Below are 12820 nucleotides of genomic sequence, written 5' to 3' on the forward strand. Positions count from 1 at the left end.
GTTGTTGCACCCGCAATGCACGCCGAACCCGCGCCGGTAGACTGAACATGCCCCGCCGGCCCCTTCCCTTGGAGTGCGCGTGACCACCGCCCCTGCACCTTCCCCCCAGCACGTCCCCGACTCCGTCGAGAACGCGATCGCGACGCCCGAGAAGGAGCAGCCCTACGGGGCCCTCGGACTCAAGCCCGATGAGTACGAGCGCATCAAGGAGATCCTCGGCCGTCGCCCCACTTCGGGCGAGCTGGCGATGTACTCCGTGATGTGGTCGGAGCACTGCTCCTACAAGTCGTCGAAGAACTACCTGCGCCGCTTCGGCCAGAAGGTCTCCGACGAGATGAAGGAACGCCTCATGGTCGGCATGGGCCAGAACGCGGGCGTCGTTGACGTCGGCGAGGGCTGGGCCGTCACCTTCAAGGCCGAGTCGCACAACCACCCGTCGTTCATCGAGCCCTTCCAGGGTGCGGCGACCGGCGTCGGCGGCATCGTCCGCGACATCATCTCGATGGGCGCCCGCCCGGTCGCGGTCATGGACGCCCTGCGCTTCGGTGCGGTCGACCATCCTGACACCGCCCGCGTCGTGCATGGTGTGACCAGCGGCATCAGCTTCTACGGCAACTGCCTGGGCCTCCCGAACATCGGCGGCGAGACGGTCTTCGACGCCGTCTACCAGGCCAACCCGCTCGTGAACGCGCTCGCGGTGGGCGTCCTGCGTCACGAGGACCTCAAGCTCGCCAACGCGACCGGCGTCGGCAACAAGGTCGTCCTGTTCGGTGCCCGCACGGGTGGCGACGGCATCGGCGGCGCGAGCATCCTCGCCTCCGACTCCTTCGACTCCACCGGGCCGACCAAGCGCCCCGCGGTGCAGGTGGGCGACCCCTTCGCCGAGAAGGTGCTGATCGAGTGCTGCCTCGAGCTGTACCGCGGCGAGCTCGTCGAGGCGATCCAGGACCTGGGCGCCGCCGGCATCTCCTGCGCGACCAGCGAGCTGGCGGCCAACGGCAACAGCGGCATGAAGGTCTCGCTCGACAACGTCCTGCTGCGCGACCCCACGCTCACGGCTGAGGAGATCCTCATGTCGGAGTCGCAGGAGCGCATGATGGCGATCGTCGCGCCCGAGAAGCTCGACGCGTTCCTCGAGGTCGTGAACAAGTGGGAGGTCGAAACCTCCGTGCTCGGCGAGGTCACCGGTGACGGACGCCTCATCATCGACTGGCAGGGCGAGCGCATCGTCGACGTCGACCCCTCGACGGTCGCGGTCGACGGCCCCGTCTACGACCGCCCGGTCGCGTACCCGACATGGATCGACGCCCTCCAGGCGGACGCCGCCGAGAACCTCCCCCGCTCGAACGACCCGGAGACGCTGCGCGAGCAGTTCCTCGACATCGTCGCCTCGCCGAACCTCGCCGACACGAGCTGGATCACCAACCAGTACGACTACTACGTGCTCGGCAACACCGCACTGAGCTTCCCCGACGACGCCGGCATGATCCGCGTCGACGAGGAGTCCGGCCTCGGCTTCGCGGTCTCGACCGACGCCAACGGCCGCTACTGCCAGCTCGACCCGTACGCAGGAGCGCAGTTGGCCCTCGCCGAGGCGTACCGCAACGTCGCCGTCACCGGTGCTGTGCCGACCGCGATCACCGACTGCCTCAACTTCGGCTCGCCCGAGAACCCCGAGGTCATGTGGCAGTTCGGCCAGACGGTCGACGGCCTGGCCGACGGATGCTACGAGCTGGGAACCCCGGTCACCGGCGGCAACGTCTCGTTCTACAACCAGACCGGCGACGTGCCGATCCACCCGACCCCGCTGGTCGGCGTGCTCGGCATCATCGACGACGTCTCGCGCCGCATCCCCTCCGGCTGGCAGGACGAGGGCCAGAACATCTACCTGCTCGGCACCACCTCGACCGAGCTCTCGGGTTCCGCGTGGGCGGACGTGGTTCACCAGCACCTCGGCGGTCTGCCGCCTGCGGTCGACCTCGCGGCGGAGAAGCGCCTCGCCGGTCTGCTCTCCGCAGCTCGCGACGAGTGGCTGATCTCCTCGGCGCACGACCTCTCCGAGGGTGGCCTCGCGCAGGCCCTCGCCGAGGGCGTCATGCGTTTCGGCGTCGGCGCCCGCGTCTGGCTGAACGAGATCATCGAGCGCGATGGGGTGGATGCCGCATCCGCGCTGTTCTCCGAGTCGACCGGCCGCGTGCTGGTGACCGTGCCCCGTGAGGACGACGTGAAGTTCCGCGGCCTCTGCGAGGGACGCGACTACCCGGTGATGCGCATCGGCGTGACGGACGACGAGGGCGCGAAGCTCGAGGTCCAGGGCGTCTTCACCGTCTCGGTCGCCGAGCTCCGCGAGCGCTCGCAGGCCACGCTCCCGTCCTACTTCGGTCCGACCGTCACGGAGGTCAGCGCATGAGCGACAACCTGAGCGAGGACTACGGCGACCTCGGCGAGAAGCGCAACCGGCGCATCCGCATCGTCGCGTGGACGGTCATCATCGCGCTGATCCTCGCCGGTGGCGGCGCGACGGTGCTGACGCTGCTCCTCGGCTGAGGACGAGCCCGCCTGTCACTTGCCCAGCGATGGTAGAGCTACGACGTTGACTCCGTCCACACGCCATCCACCGACGGCCATACGGGTCAGAAGACCGTCGAAGTCGAGAGGTGCCGCACCCTGCCGCGGGGCCTCCCCAGAAAGAAGACGACGGAGGGACACAGCAGCGTCGCCGTCGGCGCTTTCCGCGAGCGTCATCGTCCTCATCCGCAGTCGAGCGAAACGGCCGGCCCCTGAATGCCTGCGTGCGTCCGACGCCGGGGCGGTCGAGCCGGTCAGGATGAATTGTCCTCGTCGCGATCTCTCGTCGACTTCTCTCCGTACGGCGTCCCAGAGCCTCGGTTGCAATTGCCATTCATCCAGGAGACGAGGAACTTCGCCTTCGAGAACCAGCGAAGGATCCACCGCCATCTGTGCGGAGACGGCGGGGTCTGCATCTATATGAACGACGCTGTTCGCCCGGCGCTTTGCCGTAGCTGTCTTCCCACACGCTTTCGGGCCTTCGATGAGAACAGCACCCGCGCGCGACAGCGCGGCATCGAGCTCTTCGTCGACGATGCGATAGCAAACGAGTCGTCAGTTTGAGAGGCTATCAGTCGTCAGTTTGGGAGACAATCAGTCGTCAGTTTGTGAGATCTTGACAGGCCGAATCCTCGGCTCGGGTCGTCACAGGGTGGTCGGCAATCACATCCGCACGGCACGCGCGCGACTCAGCGCGTGAAGAGGTACCGGATCAGCTCGATGATCCCGCCGGGTCCGTGGCTCTCGCGGCCGAGCGACTCCACGATGATCGCCCCGAGGATCGCCCGACCGATCTGCGTGACAGGCGCGTCTTCCGGCAGCTCGCCGTCGCGGATCCCGCCGCGCAGACGCTCGGAGAGATGCTGCTCGACGCCGAGGCTCCCCCCGAGGTGAGCGCCGACCGCGGCATCCTCCGCGGCGGCGGCGACCAGCGACTGCAGCAACGCCTGACCCTGCGTCGTCTCGAGGATTCGGAAGACCGACTGCAGCCATGCTTCGACGTCGGCGAACAGGTCACCCGTGTCCGGCACGACGAAATCGACGGGGATGAGGCGCCCGTCGACCAGGCAGTCCGCGATCAGCGCACCCCGCGACGGCCACCAGCGGTAGATGGTCTGCTTGCCCACCCCGGCTTCCTTGGCGATGCCCTCGATCGTGAGCCGGTCGTACCCCTGGGCGTGGAACAGGCGGGAGGTCGCGTCGAGGATCGCTTCGCGCGCCGCTGTGCTGCGCACGGGCCCGCTGCGATGCTCGTTGACCATGGACTCAGGATAGCCACAGATCCCTAGACGAGACGTGCCGTATGATCTTTGAGTCTGAAGGAGACCACTGTGGCATCACTGCTGTACCGTCTGGGTTCGTTCGCTGCGCGCAAGGCCTGGAAGGTGATCGTCTCGTGGGTCGTGATCCTCGGCCTCGGCGTCGGTGCCTTCCTCACCCTCGGCGGCACGCTGAGCAACAGCTTCGACATCCCCGGCACCGCCTCCGGCGCCGTGACCGACGAGCTCGCTGACAAGCTCCCCGACACCGCCGGCGGCACGGGCACCGTCGTCTACCGGACCGAAGACGGATCGCCGTTCACCGACGAGCAGAAGCAGGAGATCTCCGACCTCGCCGTGAGCGCGGAGGACCTCGACGGCGTCGCCCGGGTGATCGACCCCTTCGACGCGCAGCAGCAGCAGGACGAGCAGGCGCAGAAGCTCGCCGACGGTCAGGCGCAGATCACCGACGGCCGCACGCAGCTGGATGCGGCCCAGACCCAGCTCGATGACGGCAGGGCTCAGCTCGATGCCGGGATCGCGCAGCTCACCGCCGCCCGCGCCCAGGCGGAGCAGTCCGGAGCCGGCCCCGAGCAGCTGGCCGCCCTCGATGCGCAGCTGGCCGCGCTGAACGCACAGGTGGCCGAACTCGAGGCCCAGCAGGCGACTCTCGCGTCGAAGAGAATCGAACTGGACGAGAACTCCGATCAGGTCGAGCTGGGCACGACCCTCCTCGACCTCTCGGACGGCATCGGCGTGGTCTCCGAAGACGGATCGACCGCCATCGTCAACATCTCCTTCGTCGACCCGCGTCTCGAGCTCTCCGAAGAGGTGAAGCAGGGCGCGATCGACCACTTCGAGTCCGCACCGATCGACGGCGTCGACGTCGACTTCGGCACCGACATCGCACAGGGCGTCCCGGAGATCTTCGGCGTCGGAGAGGCTGTCGGTCTCGCGTTCGCCGCGATCGTCCTCATCGTGATGCTGGGCTCGCTCCTCGCCGCCGCCCTCCCGATCGTCACGGCCATCGTCGGTGTGGGCGTCGGCGTGACGGCATCCCTCGCGTTCTCGGGCGTGGTGAACATGGCCTCGGTGACCCCGGTCCTCGGTGTCATGCTCGGCCTCGCGGTGGGCATCGACTACTCCCTGTTCATCGTGAACCGACACCGCAAGCAACTGCTCGCCGGTGTCCCGGTGCGCGAGTCGATCGGGCTCGCGACGGGAACCTCCGGCACGGCCGTCGTCTTCGCCGGCACGACCGTGATCGTCGCCCTCCTCGCTCTCAACGTCACCGGCGTCCCCTTCCTCGGCCTCATGGGAACGGTCGGCGCGGTGTGCGTCGCGGTGGCCGTGCTCGTCGCGATCACCCTCGCCCCCGCCATCCTCGGCCTCGTCGGTCCGCGCCTGCTCAGCCGCCGCGCGCGCGGCACGATCGGCGAGGAGCACGCCGCGGGCAAGCCGGTGAAGCGCATGTCGACGCTCCGAGCCGTGGTCACCGCCGTCGTGAGTGTCGTCGCCCTGCTGATCATCGCGATCCCCGCGATGTCGATGCGACTCGGACTGCCGGACGGTTCGAGCGAGCCGAGCGACTCCACCAGCTACCGCGCCTTCCAGACCGTCGACGAACAGTTCGGCGCGGGCGCGAACGGCCCTCTGCTCGTCACCGCGACCCTGGACGATGCGGTCAGCGACGACGACCTGCTCGCCACGCAGGTCACGATCGCGCAGGCCATCGCCGACCAGGATGACGTGGTCGCCGTCGCACCGATCGCGACCTCCGACGACAACACCCTGCTCGCGTTCCAGGTCGTGCCGGAGGAGGGACCGAACAGCGCGTCGACCGAGACACTCGTGCAGGACCTGCGCTCGATGCCGGCGATCGACGACGGGATCACCCTCGGTGTGGCAGGTCAGGCCGCGATCAACATCGACATCTCGGAAGCCCTGGCGGGAGTCCTGCCTCTGTACCTCGTGGTCGTGGTCGGGCTCTCCCTGCTCATCATGATCGTGGTATTCCGGTCGCTGCTCGTGCCGATCATCGCCACGGGCGGGTTCGTCCTCTCCCTGTTCGCGACCTACGGGCTGATCGTGGCCGTGTTCCAGTTCGGCTGGGGCGCCGAGATCATCGGGCTGCACAGCACCGGACCGATCCTGAGCTTCCTGCCCGTGATCCTCGTCGGCATCCTGTTCGGGCTCGCCATGGACTATCAGCTGTTCCTCGCTTCCGGCATGCGCGAGGCGTATGTGCACGGGGCCTCGGCGCGGGATGCCGTCGCCCAGGGCTTCCGCGCCGGCCGCTCGGTTGTGATCGCTGCCGCGCTCATCATGGTGTCGGTGTTCGGCGGGTTCATCTTCTCGGAGTCGACGATCATCCGCTCGATCGGATTCGGGTTGGCGTTCGGCGTGCTGCTCGACGCCTTCGTGGTGCGGATGCTGCTCATGCCCGCCCTCATGCACCTGCTCGGACGCTCGGCGTGGTGGCTGCCGCGCTGGCTCGACCGCCTGCTGCCGAACGTCGACATGGAAGGTGCCGCGCTCGAACGCGACCACCCCGGCATGAAGGCGGTGGCCGTGCCGACCACGACCGACTCGGTACCGACGCGAACCCCGACGGTGTAGCTTCTCCCGCCGTTCGAATCGCGTGAATGGTTCGATCCCGGCGCAGTATCGAGCCCGTTGCGCGATTCGAGCCGAGGGCAGCCCCCGGTGCCTAGAGTGGTCGAATGACCGCCGACGCCCGTGATCGCCTGCTCGCACTGCGCGCTCGGGCCGAGGCGCGCGTGCAGGCCACCGCTGCGACGCTCGACGAGCTCACGCACGACCGTGAGGGCTCCAACGACGACGACGAGCACGACCCCGAGGGCGTCACCCTGTCGTCGGAGTGGTCGCGCCTGACCGGACTCGCCGAGGCCGCGGCATCCGAACTCCGGCAGGTCGACGACGCGCTGGCCCGGGTGGGTGCCGGAACCTACGGCCTCTGCGCGAACTGCGGACGCCCCATCCCCGCGGGCCGCCTCGAGGCACGGCCCTTCGCCGAGTACTGCGTCGCCTGCGCCGAGAAACTCGGAGGCTAGCCCTGACGTGCGCGGCGATCCCGAGTAGCATCCCGTCATGCCCATCACCCTCGAGAACGTCGGCATCGCGGTCCGCGACCTGGAAGCCACCATCTCCTTCTTCACCGACCTCGGTCTCACCGTGCTCGGCCGCGACGAAGTCAGCGGAGAGTGGGCGGCGACCGCCGTCGGGCTCGACGGCAACCACGCCAAGATCGCGGTACTGCAGACACCGGACGGACGCGGCCAGATCGAGCTGTTCGAGTACATCCACCCCGATGCGATCGACACGAACCCGACGCTTCCGAACGAGATCGGGATGCACCGTATCGCGTTCTCCGTCGACGACATCGACGAGTCCCTCGCCATCGCCGCCCGCCACGGATTCCACCCGCTCCGCGGCGTCGCGACATATCAGGACCTCTACAAGCTCACGTACCTGCGCGGCCCGAGCGGCATCCTCGTGATGTTCGCGCAAGACCTTACGAAGAGCTGAGCGCGGCCGTTGCGGGATCAAAACCGCACCGGAAACCCCCGGCGGAGGCGCGTTTTCGATCCCGCAACGAGGCACTCACGTCAGGCAGCGACCATCCCGCGCCAGATCACCTCGATCGCGGCGCGCATCCGCTCGACCACCGCAGGATCGCTGACCCGGTCGCCGCGCACGACGAGCTGGTAGTACGCGACACCGGCGATGGCGTCGAAGCAGGCCTCCACATCGAGGTCGGCCCGCAGCTCGCCGCGCGCGATGCCCGTCCGTAGCGCGTTCTGCAGCGGTACCCGGCGCCGCGAGACATGCGACTGCCAGTACGTCTTCTGCAGCGCACGATCGGCCATCACCAGACGGATGCGCTGCCGGAATCGCGCCTCGGAGTAGCCGGGGGCCGAGGGCGCCACACCGTCGGCCCCGAGCCCGAGCCCCGCGAGCAGGATCTCGTGCAGATCGGCATCGACCGGGTACTCCGGCGGCACCTCGCGCCCGACGTCGAGCGCGGCGGCGATCAGCAGCGTCAGAGAGGGCCAGCGTCGGTACAGCGCCGCCCGACTCACTCCGCTGCGGGCGACCACACGCGACACCGTGACCTCCTCGCCCGCATCGATGATCTCGAGCGTCGCCGTGACGATCTGCCCATCGAGCTCCTCGTCACGCGGTCGACCGGGGCGGCGGCGGACCGCAGCCCCGGCCTCCCTCTCCAAGACGGTCACGCGGCCAGGGCCTTGGCACGGAGTCGGGCGATCGTGGCATCGGAGAGTCCCGCGGCGCGCAGCGGCGTCAGCGGGTCACCGTGCTGCGCGCGGAGGGTGTCCAGCAGACTGCGCATCGACACGTCCATCGAGCCCTCCAACAACGACGACGTCTTCTCGAGGGCATCGGCGTCGAAGCCGAGTGCCTTCCACATCGCCCCCATCACCGGGGCCGTGCGCGCCATGATCGCGACCATGTTGTCGCCGGTGCGCGCGTAGTCCGCGACGATGTCGTCGTCGGCCGCGCCGAGCACGAGCAGCAGCATGGCCGCGAGCACACCGGTGCGGTCTCGGCCGGCGGCGCAGTGGAAGGCGACCGCACCGGGCGTGTGCGCGATCACGTTGAGCGCGATCACCAGCTGGGGCGCCGCGCTCTCGGCCATGCGCTGATACATGAGTCCCATCGCCTCATGCGTGAGCGCCGGCTGCTCGCGATCCATCGTCTCCCCCACATCCGCGATGAGCGGCAGGTGGTGGTACGCGACCGGATGCGCGCCGAGCGGGCCACGGCCGGTGAGGGAAGCCTCCCGCGGCGAGCGCAGATCGATGATCGCGGTGAGCCCACGATCGATGAGCTGGTCCGCGGCCTGCGGGGTCACGTAGGCGAGGTCGTCGGCGCGGATGGCGACCCCCTCACGGAGCACACCGCCGTCGATCGCGATGCCTCCGAGATCGCGCAGGTTGACCGGGGCACTGAGGACGAGGTCGGTGTCGATGAGGGTCATGTGATTCTCCTTCGGATGAGGGCGCTGCCCTGGTCGATCACCGTGACGAGCACGATGATGCAGATGATGATGGCGCTGAGGTGGCCGTAGTCGTACATGCGCATGGCCGTGGTCAGTTCGAGCCCGATGCCTCCGGCGCCGACGAGTCCGAGGATGGTCGCGCCGCGCACGTTGCCCTCGAACAGCAGCAGCGTGTAGGAGGTGAGCAGGGGCGCGGCCTGCGGCAGGACGCCGTACTGGATGACCTGCCGCTTCGAGGCGCCGACCGCTTGCATGGCGACCACCGGTCCGCGGTCGACCTGCTCCATCGCCTCGGCGAAGATCTTGCCGATCGACCCGATGGAACCGAGCGTCATGGCCAGGATGCCCGCGAACGGACCCAGCCCGACAGCCGAGACGAACATGAGCGCGAACACCAGGTCGGGGACCGAGCGGATGATGTTCATCACCCAGCGTGTGGGGTAGTACAGCCACCTGGGCGCGAGGGTCGACGTGGCTCCGAACGCGACGATCAGCGAGAGGACCGCACCGAGGACCGTGCCGACCACGGCCATCTGGAACGTCTCCAGCAGGAGGGCGAGGATGGTGCCGATCTTCGAGAAGTCGGGCGGGAACAGGCGCGACAGGAACTCGCCCATGTTGACCGCGCCCTCACCAAGTTTCACGAAGTTGAACTGGGCGCCGTTGAACGACCAGATCAGCAGCAGGACGGCGACCGGCAGCCCGATCAGGAAGCGGGCGCGCGGCACCCGGAACGCCGCTTCGAGGCGGGCGCGCTCCGCCGAGTCGAGGTGCGGACGGTCGGTGCGGTCGGTCCGGTCGGTCCGGGGTGTACCGGGTGTGCGGGGCTCAGTGGTCGTCGTCATCGCCGTGCTCCTCGTCGTCGTACAGGGCTTCCAACGCCGTGGCATCCAGCCCCGAGGTTGCCCCGGATACGAGCATCTCGCCGTGGCGCAGTCCCACGATCCGGTCGCTGTGCGCGAGGGCGAGGGGCAGCACGTGCAGGCTCACCAGCACCGGGATGCCGTCCTGCGTCGCGATCTCCCGCAGCAGGTCGAGCACCGAGCCGGCGAGCCGGGGGTCGAGCGAGGCGACCGGTTCATCGGCCAGGATCACCGTGGGCTGCTGCATGAGCGCTCGGGCGATCGCGACGCGCTGCTGTTGCCCGCCTGAGAGCGAGCGCGCGGGAGCGGACGCCTTGTGGGCGATGCCGACCCGATCGAGGAGTTCGAGCGCCCGTCGGCGATGGGCCCCGGTGAAACCGCCGGCGAGGTTGATCGGTCCCGCGCCGTGCAGTGCCCCCGTGAGCACGTTCGTCATCACGCTGAGCCGCGGGATCAGGTTGAACTGCTGGAACACCTGGCCGACCCCCGAGCGGAGGGTGCGCAGTTCGCCGCGACCGAGGTTCGTGACGTCATAGCCCGCGACCCGCACTGTGCCGGCCGAGATCGGGGCGAACCCGGTGAGGCTGCGCATGAGTGTCGACTTGCCCGAACCCGACGCACCGAGCAGGGCGACCATCTCGCCGGGGAACAGGTCGAGGTCGACTCCGCGGAGCACCGTCGTCGTGTCATACGCGACTCGCAGGCCGCGCACCGTGACGACGGGCCCTTCGGCGCGGGCGTCGGTGCCGAAACGCAGATCAGTTGCGCGCGCCTGGGCGTGTCGATCCGCAACACGCCCGTCGGCGGCGGAACCCTCTCCGTTTGCGCCGCGCAGCCGCGCGGCCGGGGCGGCCACCGTCACTTCAGGTCCTCGAGCTCGACACCCGCAACCGCGGCGATCTCGGCGAACGAGGTGAAGGCGGATGCCTTCGGGTCGACGGTCTGCGGGGCGGCGGCGAAAGCCCCGTACGCGCCCAGACGCTCGGCGTTGGCGGGCGAGAACACCTCGGCGATGCCGTCCTGGATGACCTTGCGCGTCTCGGCGTCCAGGGACGGACGCCCCAGCACGGCTCCCTGGATGTCCATCGCAGGGCTCTCGCCGACCGCGCGCCACTCGCCATCCGCGAAGGGGAACATCGGCGCACCGAGTTCGGTGAGCATGATGGCGGTGCACGCGGCGTCCACCTGCCCCTGCTCGAGCGCGGCGAAGCTGCCCTCATGTCCGCCCGCGAAGATCGCCTCGTAGTCGGTGCCCTGCTCGAGTCCCGCTTCGTGCAGCATGTACACGGGCATGAAGTAGCCGGAGCTGGAGGCCTGGTCGGCGAAGGCGACGGTCGCACCCTCGAGATCCTCGACGGTCTGGATGGGCGAGTCCTCCCGCACCACGCAGGTCGAGACCGGCTTGCCGTCGCCCTCGAACGCGACCAGCGCATCCACCTCACCCGTGTTCACGGCGAGTGCGGACGGGAAACCGCTCATGATGCCGATGTCGACGTGATCGGCGCGGATGGCCTCGACGACGCTGAGGTAGTCGGGCACGTCGGTGATCTCGACCGTGCGACCGGTGGCCTCTTCCAGCAGCTCGGCGAACACCTCGATCGGGTTCTCGGCGGTGGGGTCGTCTCCGACCGGGATCGTGGCGATCGTGAGAGGGGCGTCGGGATCGGCGGGTGCAGCCTCGGCGGTCGAGCCCTGGCAGGCGGTGAGGGTGAGGGCGGCCACGCCCAGGAGGCCGACGACGGGCAGGGTGAAGCGGCGCATGATGACCTTTCGGGAGGGAGATGCCTCGGAATTCCGAGAACATCGGTATTCCAACTCCCGAAGGTGACGGGCAATTACGAGACCGCCGTACTCCGAAAGGAACGATTCGTGAACGGCTGGTGTCGGCCGGTCGGCGTGCAGCGATCCGCTCAGACGGTGGCGACGGCCTCCGCGATCGCCGCGCCCAGCTCCGTCGTCGTGGCCGTGCCGCCGAGGTCCGGCGTGAACGGTGCCGCATCCGCGCCACGAGCCAGCACGTCTTCGATCCCGGCGAGCACGGCGGCCCCGGCCTCCGGATATCCGAGGTGGTCGAGCATCATCGCGCCGCACCAGATCTGGCCGATCGGGTTGGCGATGCCCTGGCCCGCGATGTCGGGCGCGGAGCCGTGCACCGGTTCGAAGAGGCTGGGGAAGACCCCTTCGGGGTTGATGTTGGCGCTCGGGGCGATGCCGATCGTGCCGGTGCAGGCGGGTCCGAGGTCGGACAGGATGTCGCCGAACAGGTTGCTGGCCACGACCACGTCGAACCAGTCGGGGTGCAGCACGAAGTTCGCGGTGAGGATGTCGATGTGGAACTGGTCGCGGCGCACGTCGGGGTAGTCGGCACCCACCGCGGCCACCCGCTCGTCCCAGTACGGCATCGAGATGGAGATGCCGTTGCTCTTGGTCGCCGAGGTCAGGTGCTTCGCCTCACGGCGCTGCGCCAGGTCGTACGCGTAGCGCAGCACCCGGTCGACGCCGGTGCGGGTCATCACGGTCTCCTGCAGCACGAACTCACGGTCGGTGCCCTCGAACATGCGTCCGCCGATCGAGGAGTACTCGCCCTCGGTGTTCTCGCGCACGACGTAGAAGTCGATGTCTCCGGGGGCGCGTCCGGCGAGCGGGGAGACCACCCCGGGCATGAGCCGGACCGGGCGCAGGTTCACGTACTGGTCGAACGCCCGGCGGAACTGGATCAGACTCCCCCACAGGGACACGTGATCGGGCACGACATCGGGCCAGCCGACCGCGCCGAAGAAGATCGCGTCGAATCCGCGGAGGGTCTCGAACCAGTCGTCCGGCAGCATCTGTCCGTGACTTTGCCAGTACGCGGCACTCGCGAAGTCGAACTCCTCGAACTCGAGCGCGATGCCGAAGCGGGCGGCCGCGGTTCGCAGCACCCTCAGCCCCTCGGGCATGACCTCGGGGCCGATGCCGTCTCCGGCGATCACGGCGATGCGGTGTGTGGTCGTCATGGGTGGTTCCTTCCGGGACATTCCCTCTGCTCCGGGCGCGATATGTCACCTGATTCGGGCTTTTTGGGTGACATATCGCGACCGGAACAC

At 68.7% G+C, this 12820-nt stretch carries 13 protein-coding genes; 5 read left to right on the forward strand and 8 right to left on the reverse strand.

Features of this window, described 5'->3' with window-relative positions; translation table 11 throughout:
* Window positions 1-79: 79 nt before the first annotated feature.
* Entirely contained in the window at window positions 80-2410 is a 2331-nt protein-coding gene (purL, locus tag LVJ59_RS10080) for a phosphoribosylformylglycinamidine synthase subunit PurL (RefSeq protein WP_131493049.1), read from the forward strand.
* Window positions 2407-2547 (forward strand): hypothetical protein, encoded by a 141-nt coding sequence (locus LVJ59_RS10085; RefSeq protein ID WP_165875457.1) that lies wholly within the window; start codon window positions 2407-2409, stop codon window positions 2545-2547. The genes purL and LVJ59_RS10085 overlap by 4 nt, the downstream gene beginning before the upstream one ends.
* 15 nt (window positions 2548-2562) lie before the next feature.
* On the opposite strand, the gene LVJ59_RS10090 is transcribed toward LVJ59_RS10085, so the two are convergent.
* Both LVJ59_RS10090 and LVJ59_RS10095 read right to left on the reverse strand, forming a co-directional pair.
* A complete protein-coding gene (locus LVJ59_RS10090; protein WP_308191512.1) occupies window positions 2563-3105 on the reverse strand; it encodes an AAA family ATPase in 543 nt (180 codons plus the stop codon).
* A 152-nt stretch (window positions 3106-3257) separates the two neighbouring features.
* Complete coding sequence (locus tag LVJ59_RS10095; RefSeq protein ID WP_131493047.1) at window positions 3258-3830, reverse strand: TetR/AcrR family transcriptional regulator; 573 nt, start codon at window positions 3828-3830, stop codon at window positions 3258-3260.
* 69 nt (window positions 3831-3899) lie between these two features.
* Here LVJ59_RS10095 and LVJ59_RS10100 point away from each other — a divergent pair, with 69 nt between their 5' ends.
* The 3 genes from LVJ59_RS10100 (at window position 3900) to LVJ59_RS10110 (ending at window position 7376) form a co-directional block, all read left to right on the forward strand.
* Entirely contained in the window at window positions 3900-6446 is a 2547-nt protein-coding gene (locus LVJ59_RS10100) for an MMPL family transporter (protein ID WP_232762902.1), read from the forward strand.
* A gap of 104 nt (window positions 6447-6550) precedes the next feature.
* Window positions 6551-6901 (forward strand): TraR/DksA C4-type zinc finger protein, encoded by a 351-nt coding sequence (locus tag LVJ59_RS10105; protein WP_232762903.1) that lies wholly within the window; start codon window positions 6551-6553, stop codon window positions 6899-6901.
* 37 nt (window positions 6902-6938) lie between these two features.
* The gene (locus LVJ59_RS10110; RefSeq protein WP_232762904.1) at window positions 6939-7376 is read left to right on the forward strand and encodes a VOC family protein; all 438 of its coding nucleotides are present in this window, start codon (window positions 6939-6941) and stop codon (window positions 7374-7376) included.
* Between the two features lie 80 nt (window positions 7377-7456).
* Here LVJ59_RS10110 and LVJ59_RS10115 read toward each other — a convergent pair whose 3' ends face one another.
* From LVJ59_RS10115 to LVJ59_RS10140, 6 genes are all read right to left on the reverse strand, one after another.
* Window positions 7457-8086 carry a TetR/AcrR family transcriptional regulator gene (locus LVJ59_RS10115; RefSeq protein WP_232762905.1) on the reverse strand — a complete coding sequence of 210 codons (630 nt, stop codon included), beginning with the start codon at window positions 8084-8086 and terminating at the stop codon, window positions 7457-7459.
* Complete coding sequence (locus tag LVJ59_RS10120; RefSeq protein WP_232762906.1) at window positions 8083-8850, reverse strand: tyrosine-protein phosphatase; 768 nt, start codon at window positions 8848-8850, stop codon at window positions 8083-8085. Before LVJ59_RS10120 ends, LVJ59_RS10115 begins: the two co-directional genes overlap by 4 nt.
* Window positions 8847-9716, reverse strand: a complete 870-nt coding sequence (phnE, locus tag LVJ59_RS10125; RefSeq protein WP_232762907.1) for a phosphonate ABC transporter, permease protein PhnE — start codon at window positions 9714-9716, stop codon at window positions 8847-8849. Before phnE ends, LVJ59_RS10120 begins: the two co-directional genes overlap by 4 nt.
* Window positions 9700-10596, reverse strand: a complete 897-nt coding sequence (locus LVJ59_RS10130; RefSeq protein WP_232762908.1) for a phosphonate ABC transporter ATP-binding protein — start codon at window positions 10594-10596, stop codon at window positions 9700-9702. Before LVJ59_RS10130 ends, phnE begins: the two co-directional genes overlap by 17 nt.
* A complete protein-coding gene (gene phnD / locus LVJ59_RS10135) occupies window positions 10593-11495 on the reverse strand; it encodes a phosphate/phosphite/phosphonate ABC transporter substrate-binding protein (protein WP_131493034.1) in 903 nt (300 codons plus the stop codon). The genes LVJ59_RS10130 and phnD overlap by 4 nt, the downstream gene beginning before the upstream one ends.
* A 149-nt stretch (window positions 11496-11644) precedes the next feature.
* On the reverse strand, window positions 11645-12730 hold the full coding sequence (locus LVJ59_RS10140) for a tartrate dehydrogenase (RefSeq protein WP_232762909.1): 1086 nt from the start codon (window positions 12728-12730) through the stop codon (window positions 11645-11647).
* Window positions 12731-12820: the final 90 nt, after the last annotated feature.

It is taken from the genome of Microbacterium sp. KKR3/1 (assembly GCF_021272365.1).
In the GTDB taxonomy this organism is placed as follows: Bacteria; Actinomycetota; Actinomycetes; order Actinomycetales; family Microbacteriaceae; genus Microbacterium; species Microbacterium aurugineum.

What these genes read in the sequence shown, in the direction of transcription:
- LVJ59_RS10095 (WP_131493047.1), bottom strand. Translation starts at nt 3,830, where the DNA reads ATGGTCAACGAGCATCGCAGCGGGCCCGTGCGCAGCACAGCGGCGCGC.
- phnE (WP_232762907.1), bottom strand. Translation starts at nt 9,716, where the DNA reads ATGACGACGACCACTGAGCCCCGCACACCCGGTACACCCCGGACCGAC.
- LVJ59_RS10085 (WP_165875457.1), top strand. Translation starts at nt 2,407, where the DNA reads ATGAGCGACAACCTGAGCGAGGACTACGGCGACCTCGGCGAGAAGCGC.
- phnD (WP_131493034.1), bottom strand. Translation starts at nt 11,495, where the DNA reads ATGCGCCGCTTCACCCTGCCCGTCGTCGGCCTCCTGGGCGTGGCCGCC.
- LVJ59_RS10105 (WP_232762903.1), top strand. Translation starts at nt 6,551, where the DNA reads ATGACCGCCGACGCCCGTGATCGCCTGCTCGCACTGCGCGCTCGGGCC.
- LVJ59_RS10120 (WP_232762906.1), bottom strand. Translation starts at nt 8,850, where the DNA reads ATGACCCTCATCGACACCGACCTCGTCCTCAGTGCCCCGGTCAACCTG.
- LVJ59_RS10140 (WP_232762909.1), bottom strand. Translation starts at nt 12,730, where the DNA reads ATGACGACCACACACCGCATCGCCGTGATCGCCGGAGACGGCATCGGC.
- LVJ59_RS10110 (WP_232762904.1), top strand. Translation starts at nt 6,939, where the DNA reads ATGCCCATCACCCTCGAGAACGTCGGCATCGCGGTCCGCGACCTGGAA.